The organism is Rhizobium sp. Root1220 (assembly GCF_001426265.1).
Taxonomy (GTDB): domain Bacteria; phylum Pseudomonadota; class Alphaproteobacteria; order Rhizobiales; family Rhizobiaceae; genus Rhizobium.
In genome coordinates this window covers 103,044-124,093 of sequence record NZ_LMDG01000004.1, presented here as the reverse complement: position 1 = coordinate 124,093, position 21,050 = coordinate 103,044, and the positions used below count along the sequence as shown (strand labels likewise).

20 protein-coding genes are annotated in these 21,050 nt (G+C 60.7%); 7 read left to right on the top strand and 13 right to left on the bottom strand.

Annotated features, from left to right (window positions below; translation table 11 throughout):
* Positions 1-36: 36 nt before the first annotated feature.
* On the top strand, positions 37-1,662 hold the full coding sequence (locus tag ASC90_RS05495; RefSeq protein WP_056536476.1) for a hypothetical protein: 1,626 nt from the start codon (positions 37-39) through the stop codon (positions 1,660-1,662).
* On the top strand, positions 1,652-2,647 hold the full coding sequence (locus tag ASC90_RS05490) for a dienelactone hydrolase-related enzyme (RefSeq protein ID WP_056536473.1): 996 nt from the start codon (positions 1,652-1,654) through the stop codon (positions 2,645-2,647). Before ASC90_RS05495 ends, ASC90_RS05490 begins: the two co-directional genes overlap by 11 nt.
* A gap of 172 nt (positions 2,648-2,819) precedes the next feature.
* Here the strand turns inward: ASC90_RS05490 and ASC90_RS05485 are convergent, their stop codons facing one another.
* The 5 genes from ASC90_RS05485 to traA are packed head-to-tail and all read right to left on the bottom strand — an operon-like array spanning position 2,820 to position 9,619.
* A complete protein-coding gene (locus ASC90_RS05485; protein ID WP_056536470.1) occupies positions 2,820-3,626 on the bottom strand; it encodes a DUF3800 domain-containing protein in 807 nt (268 codons plus the stop codon).
* A 60-nt stretch (positions 3,627-3,686) separates the two neighbouring features.
* The gene (locus ASC90_RS05480) at positions 3,687-4,304 is read right to left on the bottom strand and encodes a TraH family protein (protein WP_056536467.1); all 618 of its coding nucleotides are present in this window, start codon (positions 4,302-4,304) and stop codon (positions 3,687-3,689) included.
* 14 nt (positions 4,305-4,318) lie between these two features.
* Positions 4,319-5,485: a conjugal transfer protein TraB gene (locus ASC90_RS05475; protein WP_056536464.1), complete on the bottom strand. Its 1,167-nt coding sequence runs from the start codon at positions 5,483-5,485 to the stop codon at positions 4,319-4,321.
* Positions 5,475-6,041 carry a conjugative transfer signal peptidase TraF gene (gene traF / locus ASC90_RS05470; RefSeq protein ID WP_056536461.1) on the bottom strand — a complete coding sequence of 189 codons (567 nt, stop codon included), beginning with the start codon at positions 6,039-6,041 and terminating at the stop codon, positions 5,475-5,477. The genes ASC90_RS05475 and traF overlap by 11 nt, the downstream gene beginning before the upstream one ends.
* Positions 6,038-9,619 (bottom strand): Ti-type conjugative transfer relaxase TraA, encoded by a 3,582-nt coding sequence (gene traA / locus ASC90_RS05465; protein ID WP_056536458.1) that lies wholly within the window; start codon positions 9,617-9,619, stop codon positions 6,038-6,040. The genes traF and traA overlap by 4 nt, the downstream gene beginning before the upstream one ends.
* A 265-nt stretch (positions 9,620-9,884) precedes the next feature.
* On the opposite strand from traA, the gene traC reads away from it, so the two are divergent.
* The 5 genes from traC (at position 9,885) to ASC90_RS05435 (ending at position 13,485) form a co-directional block, all read left to right on the top strand.
* On the top strand, positions 9,885-10,157 hold the full coding sequence (gene traC, locus ASC90_RS05460; protein WP_056536455.1) for a conjugal transfer protein TraC: 273 nt from the start codon (positions 9,885-9,887) through the stop codon (positions 10,155-10,157).
* Positions 10,158-10,161: 4 nt separating this feature from the next.
* A complete protein-coding gene (gene traD, locus ASC90_RS05455) occupies positions 10,162-10,374 on the top strand; it encodes a conjugal transfer protein TraD (RefSeq protein WP_056536452.1) in 213 nt (70 codons plus the stop codon).
* The gene (gene traG / locus ASC90_RS05450; protein WP_056536449.1) at positions 10,364-12,313 is read left to right on the top strand and encodes a Ti-type conjugative transfer system protein TraG; all 1,950 of its coding nucleotides are present in this window, start codon (positions 10,364-10,366) and stop codon (positions 12,311-12,313) included. The genes traD and traG overlap by 11 nt, the downstream gene beginning before the upstream one ends.
* Before the next feature lie 426 nt (positions 12,314-12,739).
* Positions 12,740-13,048, top strand: a complete 309-nt coding sequence (locus ASC90_RS05440) for a WGR domain-containing protein (protein ID WP_056536641.1) — start codon at positions 12,740-12,742, stop codon at positions 13,046-13,048.
* Positions 13,006-13,485, top strand: coding sequence for a thermonuclease family protein (locus ASC90_RS05435; protein ID WP_244480309.1), 480 nt, complete (start codon positions 13,006-13,008; stop codon positions 13,483-13,485). The genes ASC90_RS05440 and ASC90_RS05435 overlap by 43 nt, the downstream gene beginning before the upstream one ends.
* Positions 13,486-13,530: 45 nt before the next feature.
* Here the strand turns inward: ASC90_RS05435 and ASC90_RS29230 are convergent, their stop codons facing one another.
* The 8 genes from ASC90_RS29230 to ASC90_RS05390 all read right to left on the bottom strand — a co-directional run bounded on the left by ASC90_RS29230 (position 13,531) and on the right by ASC90_RS05390 (position 21,007).
* On the bottom strand, positions 13,531-13,704 hold the full coding sequence (locus ASC90_RS29230) for a hypothetical protein (protein WP_200950846.1): 174 nt from the start codon (positions 13,702-13,704) through the stop codon (positions 13,531-13,533).
* 257 nt (positions 13,705-13,961) lie between these two features.
* A complete protein-coding gene (locus tag ASC90_RS29225) occupies positions 13,962-14,129 on the bottom strand; it encodes a hypothetical protein (protein ID WP_200950845.1) in 168 nt (55 codons plus the stop codon).
* A 316-nt stretch (positions 14,130-14,445) separates the two neighbouring features.
* Complete coding sequence (locus ASC90_RS05420; RefSeq protein ID WP_056536440.1) at positions 14,446-14,700, bottom strand: DUF736 family protein; 255 nt, start codon at positions 14,698-14,700, stop codon at positions 14,446-14,448.
* A gap of 678 nt (positions 14,701-15,378) precedes the next feature.
* Positions 15,379-16,305, bottom strand: a complete 927-nt coding sequence (locus ASC90_RS05415) for a zincin-like metallopeptidase domain-containing protein (protein WP_056536437.1) — start codon at positions 16,303-16,305, stop codon at positions 15,379-15,381.
* 287 nt (positions 16,306-16,592) lie between these two features.
* Positions 16,593-17,180, bottom strand: coding sequence for a hypothetical protein (locus ASC90_RS05410; protein ID WP_056536426.1), 588 nt, complete (start codon positions 17,178-17,180; stop codon positions 16,593-16,595).
* 769 nt (positions 17,181-17,949) lie between these two features.
* The gene (locus tag ASC90_RS05400) at positions 17,950-18,291 is read right to left on the bottom strand and encodes a hypothetical protein (RefSeq protein WP_244480308.1); all 342 of its coding nucleotides are present in this window, start codon (positions 18,289-18,291) and stop codon (positions 17,950-17,952) included.
* Complete coding sequence (locus ASC90_RS05395; protein WP_056536423.1) at positions 18,288-19,184, bottom strand: hypothetical protein; 897 nt, start codon at positions 19,182-19,184, stop codon at positions 18,288-18,290. The genes ASC90_RS05400 and ASC90_RS05395 overlap by 4 nt, the downstream gene beginning before the upstream one ends.
* An 89-nt stretch (positions 19,185-19,273) precedes the next feature.
* Positions 19,274-21,007 carry a ParB/RepB/Spo0J family partition protein gene (locus ASC90_RS05390; protein WP_056536632.1) on the bottom strand — a complete coding sequence of 578 codons (1,734 nt, stop codon included), beginning with the start codon at positions 21,005-21,007 and terminating at the stop codon, positions 19,274-19,276.
* Between the last annotated feature and the right edge of the window lie 43 nt (positions 21,008-21,050).

Genomic DNA, 21,050 nt, shown 5'->3' with positions numbered 1-21,050 from the left:
GCCGCGAAACGAAACGAAATCAGAACTGGTAATCGATTGTTTCAGAACGGGAAATTATTTCTGCCTCCACCCAATGACGGTAGTGACTGGAAGGAATTATTCAAGAAACTGGCTGCGGCGGGCGCAGGCAGAGCAATCGGTGAAGACGGGTTTCCAGCCGGCCCTTGGACGCCAGAGCTGCTTGCCGACGCGATCTCACAGATAGATTCGAACCGCGTTGGGGTTGATCTGAGGACTGTTCAGCTTTGGTTTCAGGAAAACGACAGGGGAGTTAGCTCGGCGAATATCCGCTGGCTTGCGAGGGTTTTTGGATGTGATGATCCGGAATCAACGGCGGCTTGGCAGGTGGAGCTAAGTGCGGCCCAGGCACGACTGCAGGCCAAGAGACGGGAGGCGAAAAAGATAGATGGCCATGCGCCAGAACGTCCAGATCCATCACCTGACCCCCAAGTTGACCATGAGACCTTGTCATCGGTCGAGCCCACGCCCCATACAGAACCAGAACCCGGTGACGTTCGGAACGTACCGCGCCTCAGTCTAGCGAGAAGATCGGAGGCGTTTTTTAGCGGCGGCTCTCCGCTGAACTTGCCCGCGGCTGTGTTTGCCGGCGCCTCCGCTCTCGGCTTCCTTTCCTATATGGTTGGGATCCACAGCGCCATTTACCTGCGCGCGGACAATGTCGCGAAAGAGGTTGGATTTCTTTGGGCTCCGAATTGGACCATCCTTTTCATGGTGCTCTTGCCACTGTTTTTCGCACTTGTAGCCGAACTGCTCGCCTTTTGGACAGGAGAGGCACGCCTGAAGCTGTGGACGTGGAGCCACACGAGCACCCGCGACGATGGATGGGCTAGCCAGGTGCAGGCTTCCTCCTTGTCCTACTGGGCAGTTTTCCTGATCTGCGTGTTGTTCGCCGGTGTTTTCCAATGGATTGGCGTTTGCCTAATCCCGTTACTAAAAGGCGGAGCCGACTACGCTACAAGCTGGGGTACGCTGGCAATTGTGCGGCCGGAGGTCATTTCGGTCCCGGCGGCGATCGTGTTCACTGCGCTCGCTTACCTCTACATGTGCCTGTGCTTCTATCTATTTTTCGCCGGGCTCATTCTGCTGTACACGATGATCCACGACTTCAGGAAAATTGGCCTGGACGCGGCGGCCCATCATCAAACTAGGTCCCGAGGCGAAGTGTACAAGCTGTGCCTGAGACTAATGCGCGGTTTATTCCGCTGCACAATCCTCGGTCTTCTCGTCGCGTTGTGCATGAAGGCTCAGAGTTCCTATCTGACATCGAACGCCAGAAACATCCTCGACTGGCTGGCCGGGGATTTCACTTCAGTGCTGGCTGGCCGCGATGCTGCGAGCAATGGGTTCCACTATCGCATGCCCACCCACTACAGCAGCCTGCTTGTCGCCCTTTCGACCATCGTCGTTTTTGTCTACGGTTCAATCTCGATCCGCGCTATCGGTGGGCGATTGCATAAACCGCTGTGGACGATGGCGGCGGTCGTGACATTGCTGTTTGCCGCATACCTGCTGATCGACGCGTTCGTGGGATTCTCAATCCTTTTGGCTATCGCTGTGGTCGTCGCGGTGTTCAGCCTGATTGAACCTGGCCTAGGTAGAGGGCGATCCAGTGAAGTAGGAACCAAGCAAATTGTATCTTAGGTGGCTTGATCAGTGGGATGAACAGCGGGCGCGACGCGGTGAAGACGGCAAGGAGGCGACGCGTTTCATTCTGGATGCCGACCGTGCCTTTCCCGGTGAGAAGATCGAGAGCATTTCCGAATTTTGTGTCCGCGCGGATGAAGCGTCGGTTGACCCTGGGTTTTTTGATGAGCCAAATCGCGGCAATCAACGGTTCGAGGTGAACGAGGATTGGATTAAATTCCGCTCGGATATATCCACCGATGTCGCTGAGAATAATATCGTCTGGGCGAAGATCACCAGAAGTGGATCCCTCCGCAAGGCACTCGTGATTTTTCACCATTGGAATGCACGGGCTCGAAACGCGCAAATTGCCGGCTTTATGTCACGGCGCGGGATCACGGTCGTCGAGATCGCGATGCCTTATCACCTCGAGCGTAGCCGTCCCGGCTCATTGCACGCGGATTACATGTTGAGCGCCAATCTTGGTCGTACGATCCAAGCGGTGAAGCAGGCAGTGTGTGATGGAAAAAAACTCATCGGCTGGCTGAAGGGTGAAGGCTACCAAGAAATCTCCGTCCTGGGCATGAGCCTTGGATCTTGGGTCGCAGGATTGATTGCCGCCCATGATCTGAGCGTTTCGAAGGCTTCGCTGTTTCTACCAGGGGGGAGCCTTGCGGATATGGTTTGGACGGGTCGCGCCACACGAACTATCCGCAACAGCCTGGAGCATGAGATCGAGCTGGCAGATCTCAGGAGAGCATGGGGTCCACTCAATCTCGAAAACTACACGCGTCGTTTGGCGCGGGCGGAGCTCGATATCCAGATGGTCTTGGCCAGAAGAGACAAGGTTGTGATGCCAGCGATCTCGGAGAGCCTGTTGTCCAGCTTGAAGAACGACGGTGGCCGACCACAGATCTTGAAGCTGAATTGTGGCCACTATTCCCTTGGACGGCTGCCGTACATCCTGCATGCGGGCCTGAGTTTGAAACGGTTTCTCTATTGATAGGACCGAACGCCCTGCGAGCGCTTCAGAGCGTTTCCGCACCCAATCTGGCGACTGGCCCAAATCAAACTTGCAAAACAGTTTTACGTGCACTACTTTTCCAGTAGAGCAACGCTCCGGGGTCAGCGCTAGGCGCTGGCCGAAACGAATTAAGGTCCGCAAGGACCTTTTTTCATTTGAAGCAGCTGTATTTGATTCCGAGGCTCGACCGGTCCTGTTCGGGAACCAGCGAGTCGATCAGTTTGCCCGACCTGATGAGATCGACATAGGGCTTGTAGGTGGGATCATATCCACCCTTGGCCATCGGATAGAGCATCAGGTCAGCGACCTGCATCATCGCCGCCTCCTTGGTCCGGCGCTTGGGTTCACCTCTGACGATCCGCCGGAATTCCTCTGGAGGAAGCGAGCCATAGGCATTTGCGCCGTCGCCCGCGAATGGCATTCCGTCGGCCTTGAGCGCCTTGGCATAGGTCATCAGATCCCGGTCTTCGTGTTTGCCGCTCGCCTCGAAGAAAACCCGAAGGGTCCGGCCCTGACTATCGGCGAACTTTGCCGCCCGCTCAATGAGGATCGAGTAGGCGGTTTTACACATCAGCCACAGTCGTTCCTGATATTTCTCGCGATACCGCAAGACATACCCCGGTCGATCGATGACGGCTGCAATCCCAATCACGGGCAGGGAGAGTATAAATGCGTCGAGTTCCGGAAAGAAGAGCCGCGCCTTCTCAGGATTCCTTAGCCAACCAAAATCTCCGCGACCGCCACGAATTTTGTGCGAGTGCAGGGGGTAGTCGATCCCATGCTGAGCGCAGAATTCGGTGTGTCGCACCTTCAGTTCACCGATATCTTCTTGCTTGATCAGGAACCCACCCAAGCCGAAGCAATCCATGCCGTCCTTTCGCTGTTGAGGAAGCTCATGGTCGGGATCTCGGCTGCCGGTGTCGTCGATAAACAGGTGATATTCGGGAGGTGTGGTCATTGGCACTGAGCTTACCCGGCAGAAATCGGGAAAGCTATGTTTTTGCCGCCCAAATCAGACTTATCTACCCCCGCCTATCCGGGAAAGGTCGATCCTCATTCCTCCCACGTTGGCACTACTCGGCTCGGCTGACTGTGTGCTATTTTCACTTTCGGGAGGAGGCGCCGCGGGTTCACCATCGTCAGCCGGCTTTTCTGAGCTTTTATTCATGAAGGTCGGACCACCGGGATCGTTGGCTCGGAACACGTTGTCGCCCTCGAAGGTTCCTGTCTTCCAAGCGTAGACCGTATCATCGAACAACTGCGGAAGGAGCTCGCTGTTCGTGGGACGGCCGTACCATTTGGTGACGATGCGGGCGACCTTTGCAAATATGCCTGTACCTGTTCGCAAGTTCGCGCATGCGTCGAACATGTCTGGCTGAAGCTGTGACGGGTCGCCAACGCGAACGTCTGCGGGAAACTGTGTGATGCCGACGCGAACGATGGCATGACCGACATAGTCCTTGATCACAGCCATTGCCTCGTCGGGAGAGCGAGGCTTGGGGATGAGAACCAGCCGACCATCCGCCTTCACGGTTACGGCCAGTGGATCGTCGGAACCGACTGCCGAAATGAACTGCTCGACGATAGCAGGGGGAAGGCTTGGGTCGGCGCATTTCGCGATAAGGGCAGCGTCCATGGTCTTTCTCCAGATCAGGTGTTGAAGGACATCACGAGAGGTTTGCCGAACAGCCGAGCCCAGGCTTGCGTGCTGGCGCGCTGAATCGCGACGATGGATGTCCCCTCGGTCCACCAGTCGTTTCCGACGGCGATGATGAGATCAGGGTCATGAAGCATCGACTGCAGGACGGGCCAGATGATCAGCTGCTCATAGCAGATGAGCGGAGCCACGCGCCGGCCGCCGACAGACACGGCCGGATTCGAGAAAAAGTGTGCTCTGGCTCCGCCGCTCTTTCCAATCAGCGGCAGCCAGGGTTGCCACATCGAGCCAGGCACCGGCATGCGTTCCCGATAGAGGATCTCACTTTCGGTGGCCGAGACTCGGACCAGGACATTATCGTATCCCTCCGCATCGACTACAGCTGCGCCGGCGATGACGCTCAGATCGCCACCGGCGAGCTGCTGCCGCCACGAACGCTCCACCGAGGGCGTCCAAAACCCGAGAGCACTTTCAGGCAAGAGCATGTAGGCGGTGTCGGGCCGGCGCTGTAGGCGCAACGTTGCAACAAGGTCACTATGGCGAGCAAGACTGGTATCGCGGCCCAGACTATTTCCGAGCTGCAGGTCGACGCCCTGCCACCCACGCCCTATGTCGGGAGTGGTCCAGAATGCGGCGGACCAGAGCCAGAAACCTACGAGGGTGATGGCTGCAGCCGGTCTATATTGCGTTGTCATGATCGCGAGACCGGCTGTCACTGCCGCAAGCCCTGACCATCCCCACCCTGGAAAAAGAATGCCTGCCGCAGTGACCGGATGGGCCCAGCCGACAATGCCGAACGGTGGCAGCGCCATCAGGACCATCGCAATCGTGTATCGCAGGGCTTTCCAGGCGCCGTAATGGCGCGACCACAGGGCGCCGTGAACCATAACGAAGCCGCTTGAGGCGACAAGCCACAGCATTAGTCCCGGCCAGATGTCCGATTGATAGAAGGCCACCACGCCTTGCGGAAGACCACGCGACGCCGCCAGAAAATAGGCAGCAGCAGCCATACTTGCAGTGCGACGGCTGCGTGCCAGTGACCAAAGCGCCGGAAAAGCGATTGCTGCGGGAAGCGCCAATGCGTGTCCGGTCCAGGCGATACACCCAACCGTGGCAGAAGCCAGCGCGAGGGCAAGTGGTTGAATCCAATCAGGGCGCATAGGTCAGTACCTGCATTGCAAAACCAAGGACACCAGACGCGGGGACCGGCCCAAAGTATCGCGAGTCCCAGGACCCGGGAAACGGTGAGTGCAGGAACAGGAAGCCGGCCGGAACCGTCCCTCCCGCATACGGGCGCAGAGGTCGTCCTTGGCCGTCCCGAGACACGGGGTTCGAGCTTTCGATCGGCCGCCCATCGATCGTGACGTCGCCGGTGACATCAATGCGCTGACCGCCGACCGCCGCAACCGTTTTAATGAGCGGACCAAAACCACCCGGGCACAAGCCCGCGCGAAGGTAGCCTCGCGCGAAACCCTCCGAGACAGTTTCGGTCACAGGCGGGCAAACGAACACCATGTCGCCTACGTGAACCGGGCGATCGAGCCGTGCGATACGCCATAGACCGAGCGGCTCGCTGGGCGTGGTGTTGATCCGCAGGCCGCCGACGACCCCGCCGATGATCACCGCTAGGGCAGTACCGCATGAGGCAGCGATCAGAGCGAGGGCAGGGCGCCTCTGGCGCACTTTCGCAGGAGTGGGTTTTTCGCGAGGGGTCATTTCAGCGACAACCCTTTCGTCTGGGTTTGGCGCATGGTTTCCGCCTGCTTGAGCGCCACCGCTGTCCGTTCATGCGCAGCCAGTTGCTGAACGGTGCGGATCGTGTCCCAGGCGGAACGTAGTTCGTTCTTCTGGGCCGGCTGCATACCCGCGGATGCTACCTCGAACGCCTTGCCGTCCGCAGTCTTTGCCGCGAGTGTCAGGAAGGTTCTCTCTCCGAAGCGCTCCGACACAGTCTTGGCGAAACCTTCGAGCTCGGCCTTCACCATCTTGTCCGCGAGGGCAAACTCGAGACCGGCAGGGATATCGTTTCGATCGATCGCATCGCGCACGCGCTCGAGCACCTGCTTTGCCGATGCGGAGAGGGCAGGGATGTCGAGCGAGAGCTTGGTGCGGACCGCGCGCTCCTCGTCCTCATAGCGGCTGGTAGCCTCCGCGCGTTGCGCGATGAAGCCCTGCAGATCGCGGGCAAGGGCTGGCGCGTTGAGGATTGCTGTATCGCGCGCCTGCTTCTCGGTGCTGCCGGCAAACAGACCGGTCTTGCCCTTCAGCGCGCCGAAGCTTTCCGGCCGCTCCGCAATCCGCATAAGCGTCGTTGCTGCTACCGTCTCATTCGTCAGCATGGCGTCGACATTGACCGCCTTGAAGGCTGCCTGCGGATCCGCAAAGACGTAATGGAAGCGAGCGGAAACCTCCTGCCAGCGGTCCTTCAGGCCGGGGTCGGCCGAGAGCCTGTCTTCGACCGCCTGAGCGATCGATCTGGGGAAGGTCGTCGTACCTGAGACCATGGGTTTTACCTCCTTGATTGCAGATGTTGTCGATGCGGTCGACTTCGTTCCGCCAAGGCCGAGCCTTGTCGCAATGGCGGCAAGGCGTGCGCCCAGCTCGGCGAGTTTTGACGATTGGCGGACGGTCCATTGGATCTGATCGTGCGCGATCGTGCGGGCGACGTTTATGAGATGGAGGCCACGTGCCTCGGCAAATCGCAGCGCCGCGCGATAGTGCGAGGCGTCCTGGTAATCGAGCGTCGTCTCCTTCGATCCGGAACGCGAAAGCCGCTCATGGAGCCGAGCCATCGCCAACTCCTCGATCGGCACGACCTTCCAGGAATTCCGATCGACCTCCTTGCCGTCGGGAAGCGTGACGCGCTGCGATCCGACGTGTTTCAAGCCAATGCGATCACCGATCTCGGCTTTCGATTCATCCATCGCCCGCGCGAGATCGACGCCCCAGACGGTGCGCTCCTGGCCATCGGCATAGCCAAGCGTCACGTAGTAGCTGTCTCGGATGCCGGGCTTGTGTTCGTAGGGCGCTTCGCCATGGGCGATCAGCACGCCGCCGCGCCGTTGCGCGAACTCTTCCAGCCCGACATAGAGCTCCGCCGTCTCGCGGTGACGGGTCATGGCGACATAGGAGAGATGCCGGTCCAGCGTGCTCGACGCCAGCACCTTGACGCGGTCGACGGTGGCACCCTGGCTCTTGTGGACCGTGGTGGCATAGCCGTGATCGACATTGGTGTAAAAACGTTGTTCGACTACGACCTGACGCCGGCCTTCGCCGGTGCCGGTCTCGGCCACGATGCGCCTAGGCTGCGCCTCGATGACCCGCGCCAGCATGCCGTTCTTGACGCCGAGTGATCCCTCATTCTTCAGGAAGACGATCTGATCGCCAGCCGCAAAATGCCTCGTCCCGTCTTCCGTCTTGAACGCATGACCGGCCTCGATCACACCTCGTTCTAACAGCTTGCCGCGCGCCATCTCGTTCAATAGCCGCACATCGACACGGCGATGGGCCAAGATCAGGGTCACCTTGGCCGGATCGTATTCGCGGTCCCAATCGGCGATCAAGGACGTGATCGCATCGCCCCTTGTCCAACCGGTCCGCACCATATCCCGCTGTACGTAAGCGTCGAGTGCAGCCGAGACGTTCCCACGCGCGAGATCAAGGGAAGCATCGCGCATCCATTGTTCGCGCTGGCGGTAGATCGTCCCGAGTTCTGCATAGCCGATCCGCTCGGAAATGGCGCGGAAGGCAGCACCAGCTTCGATCGGCTGAAGCTGCTCGGGATCGCCGACCAGGACGAGCTTCGCACCTGATGCCGTGACCGCTTCGACAAAGCGTGCCATCTGCCGGGACGAGACCATGCCGGCCTCGTCGAGGACGAAGACGGTCTTGTCATCAAGTCGGTCTCGCTGCTGATCCCATCGGAGCTCCCAGGCCGATAGCGTACGGGAGGCGATACCGGCTTCCTTCTCAAGTCCTTCTGCAGCCTTGCTCGCAAGCGCGCCGCCGACCACCCTATAGCCGGCCGTCTCCCAGGCTTCGCGCGCCGCCTTCATCATCGTCGTCTTGCCAGCGCCGGCGCGCCCGATCACGGCGGCGATCCGCTCCGGACCAGTGACATGATCGATCGCATTCTTCTGCTCGTCCGACAGGCGGTCATGATGAGAGAAGACACCATTCAGGGCCGCCGACTTGACGGCGTGAGAGGATCGCTGCGACAACCAGATCGCCTGATTGGCCATCTGCGCTTCAAGGCGGATCAGCTCCCGCGTCGTGTATTTTGCCGCTGCCCTGACGCCGGTGGCGAAATCCATGCGCTCACGGTCAAGCCGCAGCGTCTGCGGGCTCTGCAGGATCCGCGCCATCAGGTTCTGGAAGAGCGCAGCATCGTCGATATAGCGGTAGAGGACCTTGGCGATATCGCGTTCCTCGAAGACGCTCTTTTCGCGGGTGATGAGGTCCAGCACGATCTCCGGATTGCGCTGGATACGCCGTGCATTCTCGGCGCGGCGTTCTTCCTGCAGCTCCAGCCGCTCGAGTGAGACCTTCTCCTCCGCAGCGTCGCCTTTCCGTTCGATCGCCTTCGTCCCGACGCCGAGATGAATTGTCGGTGTCAACTCGATCCCTTGCTTCTCGAAGGAGCGGCCATCCACACGGATATCGAGACCCGCCAGCGCCAGATGCTGGTTCTGGATCGTAAACCATCCGTCGCGGAACGCGTTGAAGTTCTCGGCTCCGCCGGCCCAAAGCTCGTAGACGATCTTGCCCGCATCGTTACGAACAGGATTGCCGTCAGCGCCCAAGACCGCGACCTTCTTGGCGCCGAACCCGTCCTCGGTCAGCGGCCGCAAAGTGGTCATCAGGTGGATATGCGGATTGCCGGGAGCATCGTGAAACACCCAATCGGCGACGATGCCTTTGGCGGTGATGTGCTGCTCGATAAAATCGCGAACCATCGCGATATTCTGATCGGCGGTCAGCTCGATCGGCAGGGCAATGGTCACATCCTTGGCGAGCTGCGCATCGCTCCGTTTCTCAAAGGCCTCGACCTTGTTCCAGAAGGCTTCCGAGGCGCTGGAGACCGAGCAATCGGCAATCATCTCCCGCAGCCATTCCGGTGCGTCCTCGGGAATGACGATCTCCTCATGCAGCAGCCCTTGCTTGCGGCTGTAGTCGATCGTCCTGGCTTCCCGCTCGAACTCCATCTTGGCGCAATGCCGGTAGGCCGCCGACAGCACGGCGCTGCGGCCGGAGCCGCGGGCAACGATGCTGACTGAGAAATGCGGGACCGCCACGACGAGTACGAGCTCCTAAGATCGAACGAAATCAAACTGTTCGTCGGGAGCGGAAGGCCGTCTCAGGCCATTGGCAGGGCCAAAAAACAAAGCGTCGCGCCAGCGACGTATAATTGCGCCCTTCGGATCCGCTCCTTCGGAACGGCGGGATCATTCGCCGAAAGCTGGCGCTTTGGCGAGGTGCAACGTTGCACCTTCCCATCGGGAGAAAATTCGGGGCAAGGTTCGGTTTCATCGGACTGAAAGCCACGAGGAAGCGACGCCCATGAAGAAGCCAACCGCCAAAATCCGCGAAGAGATTGCTCGCTTGCAGGAGCAACTCAAGCAGGCAGAAACCCGTGATGCCGAGCGCATCGGGCGCATTGCGTTACGTGCGGGGATCGGGGAGATCGAGATCGAAGAGGCTAATCTTCTATCGGCATTCGAGGAGGTCGCCGGCCGGTTTCGCGCAGGAACGAAACTCGCCCAGGGACGCAAGCCTGCCACCACGCCGCCGAACGGCGCTGGCGAGGCTGCGGGCCAATCTGCGGAGACTTGAGCGGATGCAAAAGATGACAGCGACTGAAGCCCGCAAGAAGGACGCGCGGGAGAAGATCGAGCTCGGCGGCCTGATCGTCAAGGCGGGCTTGCGCTACGAGAAACGTGCGCTGCTGCTCGGGCTTCTAATCGATGCCAGCGCTCGGATGAAGTCTGACGAGGCGGAGCGAACCCGCCTGAGTGAACTCGGAGCGAGGGCATTTGCCGATGACGCCTAGGAAGATCCTTGTTGCCATTTTGGCCGTTGCCATGATCGCCGTTTGTTTGATCTTCCCCGGCATCGAACGGTGGCTCGCCGCGTTCGGAACGACCGAGCAGGCAAAGCTGATGCTCGGGCGGATTGGGCTGGCATTGCCCTATGCGCTCGCTGGCGCCTGCGGGATGATGTTTCTGTTCGGAACGAGGGGGTCGATCAACGTCAAGGCGGCCGGTTGGAGCGTCTCAGCAGGCGGCCTCGGCGTGATCGTCGTCGCAGCGATCAGGGAGGGATCGCGCCTGCTGGCGTTTGCCGGGCAGGTCCCCGCGGGAAGGACGCTTCTGTCCTATGCCGATCCTTCGACCATCGCAGGAGCGGGCGCAGCACTGCTCGTGACACTCTTCGCGCTGCGTGTTGCGAGAATGGGCAATGCCGCGTTTACACGAAGCGAGCCGCGACGCATTCGTGGCAAGCGCGCCTTGCACGGCGAGGCAGACTGGATGACGATGCAGGAGGCGGAGAAGCTCTTTGCCCGTACGGGCGGTATCGTCATCGGCGAGCGTTATCGTGTCGACCGGGACGATCCGGCGGCGACGTCGTTTCGACCGGGCGAGCCGACGACCTGGGGCAAGGGTGGCTCCGCGCCGCTCTTGTGTTTCGACGGCTCGTTCGGCTCGTCGCACGGGATCGTCTTCGCCGGTTCGGGTGGTTTCAAGACGACGTCGGTGACAGTCCCGACCGCTCTCAAATGGGGCGGCTCGCTCATCGTGCTTGATCCGTCCAATGAGGTGGCGCCGATGGTGGTGGAGCACCGGCGCAAAGCGCGCCGGCACGTCATCGTCCTCGACCCGAAGAACGCTGGTTCTGGCTTCAACGCCCTCGACTGGATCGGTCGTCATGGCGCCACCAAAGAAGAGGACATCGCGGCCGTCGCATCATGGATCATGAGCGATAGCGGTCGTGCGACCGGCGTCCGCGATGACTTTTTTCGTTCATCCGGTCTACAGCTACTGACCGCGATGATCGCCGACGTTTGCCTCTCCGGCCACACGGACGCTAAACACCAGACTTTAAGGCAGGTTCGCGCGAACCTGTCGGAGCCAGAGCCAAAGCTTCGCGCGCGCCTGCAGGAGATCTACGACAACTCCGCGTCCGCCTTCGTGAAGGAGAATGTCGCCGCCTTCGTCAACATGACGCCGGAGACATTCTCCGGCGTCTACGCCAATGCGATCAAGGAAACGCATTGGCTAAGCTATGCGAACTACGGCGCCCTGGTGTCGGGCTCGAGCTTCTCCACCGAAGCGCTGGCCGACGGCGAGACCGACGTCTTCATCAACATCGACCTCAAGACATTGGAGACGCATTCCGGCCTCGCGCGCGTCATCATCGGCTCCTTCCTCAACGCAATCTACAATCGGGATGGAGCGATCAAAGGCCGTGCACTGTTTCTCCTCGACGAGGTCGCAAGACTTGGCTACATGCGGGTGCTGGAGACGGCGCGTGATGCCGGACGAAAATATGGCATCACGCTGACGATGATCTACCAGTCAATCGGCCAGCTGCGGGAAACCTATGGCGGACGTGATGCGTCCAGCAAATGGTTCGAGAGCGCCAGCTGGATCTCTTTTGCCGCCATCAACGACCCGGAAACCGCCGACTATATCTCGCGTCGATGCGGCACGACGACGGTCGAAATCGACCAGGTCAGCCGCAGTTTTCAATCGCGCGGATCGTCTCGGACACGTTCGAAACAGCTTGCCTCGAGGCAGCTCATCCAGCCGCATGAAGTCCTGCGCATGCGCGCCGACGAGCAGATCGTCTTCACGGCGGGCAATGCGCCATTGCGATGCGGCCGCGCGATCTGGTTTCGTCGGCCGGATATGACCTCTTGCGTCGGGCAAAACAGGTTTCAACAGCGTGGTGAGGGTGCTGAAGTTCCGGCTTCGCCTGAACCGAACTAGAAGCGGGAGGATCGATCAAATGCGATATTGGGAAGCGTGTGAGGCGCAGGTTACAACTGAAGACGCGATCGAGGTATGCCGGATCCACAAAGTCACGGCCACCGTCCGTGAAGATGACAGGGCATTGTTTGACGAAGCTACCGGCGAGGTCATCGCGCATGCCGACGAGGAGGGGGAATATTATGGCGCGCGGATATCCTGGGCTATCTCGGATACTGATCAATGCCTCCGCGCAGCGAGAGGATCGTGACCCGAATGGGCGGAGACCGTTTGCGGGCTTCGTTCGCCGTGGCGAATAGAGCCGTACGCCGAAGGCGGATCGCCCAAGACCTGACATTTCGAACGCTTCACCAGATTGAATCGATCACGCCAAACCGATTCATATTTGTCGTTGGACCGAGGACTTCGCACGCGCGATTCTCAGTCATGATCGCTCAGCCCTACCAGCTCTACGTCGAACGCACTGACCGCGCCAAGAATATGGCTCGCTACTATGCGATGTCGATCGACAGCAATCTGTTTGGTGAACTTTGCCTGACGCGACGATGGGGACGGATCGGCAGCAAGGGCCAGACATTGATCCACCACTTCGATCGGGAGAAAGATGCGGTATCCCTCTTCCTTGAACTGACCCGACAGAAGAGGGCGCGAGGCTACCGAACGAGGCCCGCGATCTCAGGCGAATCCGATAGATGCGCTCCATCTACCCGCATCGAGCTTGGAGCAATCCGCTGAAATCAATTCTGACAGGCGTCATATCCGCCGCTGTTCTGCTAGGGGCCATCTCCCCTGTTTCGTACGGTGAAGCCGCGCAATCCGCACAAACCTTGAGCTATCCCAAATGTGCATCTGGGGCTCGTTACAACTGCGTTGTCGATGGTGATACGCTTTGGATCAACGGTCAGAAGGTGAGGGTTGCTGATATCGATGCCCCCGAGATCAGCACGCCGAAATGCGGGTCGGAACTGGCACTTGGCAACAAGGCAACAGAGCGGCTGATCGAGCTCGTCAATGAGGGGCCATTCCAACTCCAGGCTTGGCCAGGCCGTGATACGGATCGTTACGGCCGCAAGCTCCGGGTACTCGTCCGAGACGGAAGAAGCCTCGGCGATCGGCTGGTCTCCGAGGGTCTGGCGCGGACCTGGTCGGGCCGGCGCGAACCCTGGTGCTGAGGAACCGGCCCGCTGGAGCGGGCCAGCTCCACTTTTCCGGGCGCCTTACGGGCGCCGGTTCCAGTCGGTCTCGAGGTTGACCTCGATGTCGACGAAGAAGGGGATCTTGATCGCGACCTTCAGACGGAGCTTTCCTTTGCGCAAGAAGTGACCGATGACCTTGCCGAGAGTGCGCAGGCGGCGGCCGGTGGCGGTGAGGTATTTTGCGACCTGTTGCATGATGGTTCTCCTGTGATTGCGTTTCATCGCGGGGATGAGATGCTGATCGGGAAGGAGTGCTGCATCGAAACGACCGCAGCGAAGCGGAGGCCTGAGGACGGCTGAATTTTGGCTGGCGAGGAAGCCGAAGGCTAAGGAAAATTCTGACGGCATCAGGTTGCGGCACGACGCTCGAGACGCACCATCCCTGATGTCGATGAATGGGATCACAGGAGCACCGCGACAGTCGACAATGGCGCCGCGCTATCGATTGCTCCTCAGTAAGGAGGCTCCCGATCAACGATCTCGTTCCGCAAGGCGACGGCCGCAAGCTCCGCCCGGGCGACTTCCAGTTCGGCCTGGATCTGGCGACGCTCGCCGGCGTCGCACGCGTTACGAAGTTCGGCCCGCAGTTCCTCGATCTGGATTTCAATGTTGTAGGTCATCGTCTGAGCTCCTTGAGTGTGAAAGACGACGACAGCGGCCGGGAGGGGATGGCGGGGTCAGGGATCGCGCAAGCGACCGGCAGGGCCGGGGAGTGGGGGAGCCGATTTGCGGAGGGCGCCATCGGCGGCCGGAGAAAATTGGGGGAACCGCCCATCCTTGAGGCCGGCATGCGCGAGCGGCACACTCCCGGTTTCTGAGCAGCTATCCCTCCCTCTCGTGTGCCACCAAAAAAGCCGGGCCAGGCTGGAAGCCTGATCCGGCTTTAGGTTTTTCGGGGATCATATGGCCCCGCCCTTTCGGGCGGGGCTTGGTTCCTCAGTCTCGGTTCGGGCGGGACCAGATCAGCTGGAGTTCCTTTTCGCCTTCGACTTCCGTCAGCGTTGCGTAGATGGGGGCGGGGAAGCTCGGGTCATCGAGCTTGACCGAGAGGTAGTCGCGGCCCGTCTGCTCCGAGTGCTTCTGCCAGGCGGCGCCGAGTTCGACGGCTCCGGCTGCGTAGATCCGGAAGTGCGGGCCCTTGTCGGAGGGGTTTTCGACGCGGTTAGAGGTGAAGGTGCCGATGGTAGCCATTGTCGTATTCCTTTTCGCTGTTTCGGGCCGCTCCATTGCGGCCTCGATGGCAGTCGCAAAGGCCGGGGACRRTCGGACCGCACCCCCCGGGGTCCCCGTTGCGCCTGCGCAATGGGGTGGGCCTCAGGGCCGGAACACAGTGGAGGGCGGCGTGGAGATGCTTTCTTGTTTCGCGAGGAATGACGGCGTAGCCGGCAGGGGATGAAAGTCTCGGAACGCCGTTGCGGGAATACGAGCGAGGCGTAGCCGTTCTCCGGCCAGACATGCCTCATCGAGCCCGCGGATGGAGCCCTGTCGGCAAGGGAAAGGGATATGGCAATGGCGGCCCGCACCGGGGAACACTATGAACGGCCGCAGCTGATCAGCAATCTGCCAGGGCCACGTCAAAGATACGCACAATACTCGACGACATCCGACCAAGGTCCGCTTACGAGAGAAACTCGCCGCGATAGAGTTGCCCCGCGAATCATCGCCTGGAGGACATATGGCAACGCAGACGAAACCGTTTATCGTCGAAATCAAGCAGTCCCGGAAGCTGAAGCCTTCCGCTCCTAAGCCTTCGATCTGGGCAAAGTTGGATTTGAGCAGCCCGGAAGATCTGGCCCAACTGACATGTTGGCAGAGCCGGCCACCGCCAAGAGCGGCGACCAACCATAAGCTCCCTGAACATTCAAGCGCTCAAGCAGCGTCCCGCCTACCGGCTGCCTCCGGCTGAAGCCCGTGAAGGAATGCCGTTGCGCGCTGCGCATGCGCGGCCGCCTGGAAAATTGCCCGCTTGTCGTCGGCCAATATCTTCAGCCACGACTGAAGGTACGACGCGTGGTCAGGCCTCGGTTCAAGTTCGGGGGCGATCCCAAGATCTGCGCACAGGAAACAACTGCCAAGCTCGGCAATGAGTTCTTCGCGAGCACGTTCGCTTCTATCCTTGGCATAGCGTGACAGGTCGCGGCCGACGCGGTTCTCATCTGCGGTCCAGTGGGTCGCTTCATGGCTTAGCGTGGCATAGTAGCTTGCCGCGTCCTTGAAGGTCTCGAAGGGTGGCATCTGGATGACGTCAGGACCGGGTGCATAAAAAGCCTGATTTCCGCCGTGGCGGATCACCGCGCCGGTGTTGCGGAAAAACCGATCCGCCTGCTCGATCCGTGCGACGGGATCGAGCACGATCTCTGGCCGGCTATAGTAATGCTCGGGCAATCCGTCGATCTGCTCGGCGTTGAACACGGAATAGGCTTTGAGGAACGGGATCTCTCGATCGACCTCCCCACCGTTTCCGTCCGCTTCGGATTTGGTGAACCGGCTTGCGAATACGACCGTCGATCCAGTCTCGCCCTTTCGAACAGCGGCGCCGAGTTCCAACGCCTGTTTGAAGGTCATCCACATCGATGAAGCGAAGCCACGCGACATCTGCTCTGACCAGAGCAGGAGAACGTTCATGCCGGAATACGGCTGGCCGTTGTGGCGGAGCGGGCGAGTGATCCGGCCATTGATATTCGTTGCGTTCCAGGGCTTCATCCACGGGCGGACCCCGCCGGCGAGTTCCTCGATGATCCGATCAGTGATCCGGGAATAGATGTCGATGCGCCGGCTTTCGGTCTTCCTGCTCATTTTTCTTCTCCACTATTTGGAGCCGCGCCAATCGCGGCCCCGTCGCGGAGGCCAAGGGTAGGAGCCATGAGCCAACGACTTGCACCGGAACGGCCGAAACGACGTGGAGGACGGCGAAGCCGTTGCCTGACGTGGGCGGCTCCTGCAGGTCCAACGCCCGAGACGGGCTGCAATGGCCCGATCGGTTTTCTTCTCCCCGTTCTCTCCAGCAAAGCCGGCATGAAAAAAGCCGCCCCAGGGAGGCGGCCCGTAAAGATGAAAGGCGGGGCGAGCCCCGCAGCAGTGTGTCAGTCGAACGCGGACATCTGGACCGCGGCCGCTTTGCGGTCGACGGAATGGCCGGGATTGTCGATCGGGCGATCGAACGGCTTCCAGTTCTCGCCGACGATCTGCTTGTAGGCAGCGACAGCACCTTCAGCTGCCATCCGTAGTGCGTGGGCCTGAATGCCCATGTCGGCGGCGAACTCCCGCTTGCGGTGGGCGGCGCTATCGTAGCCGACGGGACCGTCAAGATCTTCGTCTCGGGCGTCGTTTGCCGCCTTAGCGGTAGCATCGCGTGCCTGGGTGACGGCATTGCTGTAGAATTGACCTGCGCCGTGGGCGGAGCCGACATAGGCGCCGACGATCCGTTGCAGGTGGATCTGCATGGCCCGTTCGCCAAGGCCTTCGCTGAGCGCATCCGCGGTCTCGATGATGAGCCGTTCGTGAAGATCTCGGATCCCGTCGCTGTCGACAACAGCGTTCCCGAAGCTTTCGGCGATCTTGATCGCCTGGGCGCTGTCTGGGCAGGTAAGGCGGACCATTTCGACGGTGGCGCCCTTGCGGAGCTGAACGACCCGGGCGGTCTGGCGAGGATTGTTTGTGGGCTTGGCCATGTCTCTTCCTTTCGAGCCGAAGCGGTTCCGGCCCCGTGCCGGCTTGCCCTTCGGTGCGGTCGCCACGAACCGGCGGCAGACGGGCGCTTCAAGGCCCGGTCACGCCAGGCCAAGCGGAGCCGATCTGCGAGCGAGCAGGGAAATTGCCCTGCGAAGCCGAGCGGAGCTGCTCCGTGCAGGACGGCGGGTTCCGGCCGCCCCGCGGCGCGAGAGCGGCCTTGAAGCGGACGGACGCTGGTTCAGACCGCAGCAAAACCGAAGGACAAACCGTCACGGTGCCATCACCGGACACGATAGGAATATGGCTCCAGCCCGCTCTACTCCTCGCATTCGCCGGCGCCCAGGCGTGAGACCGCCGCGATACCGTCGGACTGGCCCCAGTGCTGCTTTCGGCAACCGGTAGGATTGAAGCCATGTGGGACCATGGGTGTTACGGAGACCGCGCAAGATCCCGCCATCGTCATGAGGCGGCACACCCATCCAGACTTCACTGAGGATGCTCTTCCAGCGTCGGCCATCCCTGTCGGCATATGCTTGTAAAGCAGCCTTCTGATCGTCGCTCAGAGCCGGCCATCGCTGACGCCGGGATTCGCCAGTACGCAACTCGGTCCCGTCGCGTTCTGTGATCATCCGCTTGAGCTCGGCCACGCCCGCATCGAGGCATGCTTTCCCGTCGAGATGATGAAACCGCAGCCAACACGCAGAACGGTCAGCATCGGCAGATCCAATCCCGGCCTTTTGCTCGAGGTCGCCTATCGTCGCCATCTCATCAGCCCTCCTGGCTCGCGTGTGGGCCGGCAGAAGACAAGCGATCGCGCAGCGCGGCTATCGCCGCGTCCTGTCGAGCAAGCTTCCTCGATAGCGCTTCGGCCTCCGGCTGACGCTCTGCGGTGAGCCCGGCACGGTTGACGCGATAGCGCTCCAGCAAGGTGCGGCCATCCGACGCCTTACCGCGATGGTATCCGGTCTGGCGCCGCGCAAGCTGCGGCAAGATTGCCGTCATCCGGCGGGTAATCTGCCTGTCAATGAGTTCGAGCTGCCTCTGGGTCTGACGGCGAGCGTCTTCCATGCGAGAGAGCTGGCTTTCGGGTGACATTGCCGGTGCCATCATGCCGCCCTCGTGCTCCAACCCACGAAACTCGACGGACCGTCATAAGCGGCGTGGCGCGCGAGATCGATGACAAATCCAAAACGCCCGCGTCCGCCGTACTCGTCATGACTGACGAGAAAACGGCGTTCCTCAATTTGGAAATCGCGATTGCCGCCTTTGGTGGCCACGACCTCGGTCATGCCAAAATGCTGAGTGGAGATGATCGCAGAGATGACGACCCAGTCGTCGGCATGTACGCGCTCGAACTCCGTTCGATCCTTCGACCAGGATTCGCCGACAATGAGCAGACGGCCGCGAAGCTTCTCCCAATAGTCCGGAAAGCTGTTGCGAGCAGCCTCGTCAGCACATCGGCGCTCGTAGCCTGTGAAGATATCCGGGAACGTCAAGGCGACGATCGCCCATTCGCAATCTTCCTCGTACCAACCGCCCGCCCTTCGAACCGATGCATCGACCTGACGATTTCTGACAGGTGATAGATGAAAGCCCCCATGCCCTGAGGTCGAGTGGCTAACTATTCCCTCGGCATAGACCGTCGCCAGCTGTGAGCCGCCCCATGGCGTGCTGGCAGACATGCGTGTCTGGACGCGAGCCAAGGCTGAAAGTTCCTGCATGTGCTCCGCGGTTTCGATCGCCCTCAGACGGAAGGCAGCTTCGTCCGCAACGCGACCATCATGGCCATAGAAATGGTGATGTCGCACCTCAGCGAGCGGTTTGGTGATGCGCCAAACACTGGCCAGAAAGAAGGCGCCGCCTTCGTTGGAAATCATACCGAGGAGGACTTCGCCGATGCGCGCGACGGGAAATCCGTCGGCGCCAACCCCGAATTCGACTCCATCGGTGGCTGGGGACATGGACACTGGATCTGTGGCGGTAGGAATTGTGGGTCCGTTCATGGCCGGGCTCCGTGTTTGAGGGTCCTGAAAAGCAAACCGCCGCCGGGATGACCGGCGGCGGTTTTGAAAATCTGGAAGGGTTGGTACAATTATTCGGCCGCGATACCGTAAGTCGTTTCGTGATCGTCGAGGGTGCCGGGCTCCTCATCGGAGCCGACTACATCGGAGGCGTCGACCTCCACATGCGCGCCATCAGAAACCGCCTCCTCTGTTTCGACTTCGTCTTGCTGGCCGGTGTCGTGATCAAGGTGCTTGAGGAGGGCGAGAACCTCTGTTTGCTCCGGCGCAAACAGACCAGATGCATGGACGAGGTTCGCATCGCCTTCGAAGTGGGTGACAAGAGCCGAGCGGGTCTCGCGAACGCGTGCTCGCGGCTCGAGACCGGCATCCTTGGCAACGCTTTCAAGCGCCTGACGCGACAGGGATGCGAGGAACTCCTCCCTGCCCATGTTCGGCAGGTACCTGTCCGCGCCGATTGCCTCGCCGGCGATACGCGACACGACGCCGCTGTTCGACATGCCGCGCCGGCACGAGAGCACATCGATCAGGGCCGCTCGCGCGGCGACGCGAACCGTATCCATGTCGAAGGACAGCCTGCCGTCCTCAGTAACGAGACGAGCCGCATGGCGGCCGAAGCGCGCTCCGCCATAGAGACCACCTTCTGCACCGGAGTCGACGCGAACATTCTGGCCGGCGAACGCCAGCACAAGCAGTGCCATCAGCATGTCGTCTTCGATTGGAGCACGACCGAGGGCATCGTGCAGGGCGTCGGTGCGGAAGTCGCCAATCATATCCTGACCCTTCTGCGTGACGTCAGGACGCGCCTTCGGTGTCGACCCGGTATCACTGTCGACGACACCGTCGGCACCAATCGCACCGCTGCTTTTCGGGTTGTCCGCTTCGGGCATGCGATAGTGAACAGTCTGAACCTTGCCGTCGCGATCGAGATAGAGGCCGGCTTGATCGGATTTCGAGGGCTTGCCGTAGACTTGGCTGGCCTTCTTCGGCAGCTCCGGTTGGCCCCAGTTGTTGACCTCGACGATCGCGCCGCGCTTCGGCAGATTGTTGGTCATCCATTCATGCTGGGCGCCGAGAAAGCCCTCAACGTTGGTTGTGTAGCGGCTGTCCTGATCAGCCGGTGCGAACAGATCCTCTGCCCACTCGATGCCGTAGGCCTCGCGCAGATCGTCGCCGAAACTCGCATCCTTGGCGTACATGCGCTTCTTGGTCAGCGCATTGGCGATCGTCCACCAAACTGCAGTGTCGCCCTTCTTCGGCTTATTGGCCTTCCAGACCTCCTTCTGCTCGCCTTCGCCGGCGGCTGCGATGATACGAAGCTGTTGCTCGGACGGCATGTCGCCCAGTGCCATCTGTTCCAGCATCGCCGGCAGGACGTTTGCAAGCAGCCGCAGCTTGCGAATCTGGCGAACGGGAAGTGCCAGCGCGACGGCGATCGCTTCTTCGGTCCAGCCGAGTGCGACCAGCCGCTCGATACCGCGCCATTGGTCGACCGGGTTCAGCGCTTCGCGCACACTGTTTTCGACCATCGAGCGCATGGCCCCATTGTCGTTTGCCGCATCCGCCACCAAGATCTCGATTTCCTCGAGGCCCGCGGCGATCGCGAGGCGCACCCGGCGATGGCCGGCATCGATGATGTAGCCATTGCCACCATCCGCTTCGGGCGCAACGATCGGCGGCTGGACGATACCGACGGCCTTGATCGTCGCCAGCATCAGCGCATCGGCCTGCGGCGATGATTTCGTCTGACGCATGCGGTCGGGGTTTTCCTTCAGAGCGCGGGGATCGATCGTCTTGATCTGCATGGGACTGTCCTTTCGGGAGATTTGCGAACCGGCGCCTTGCCAG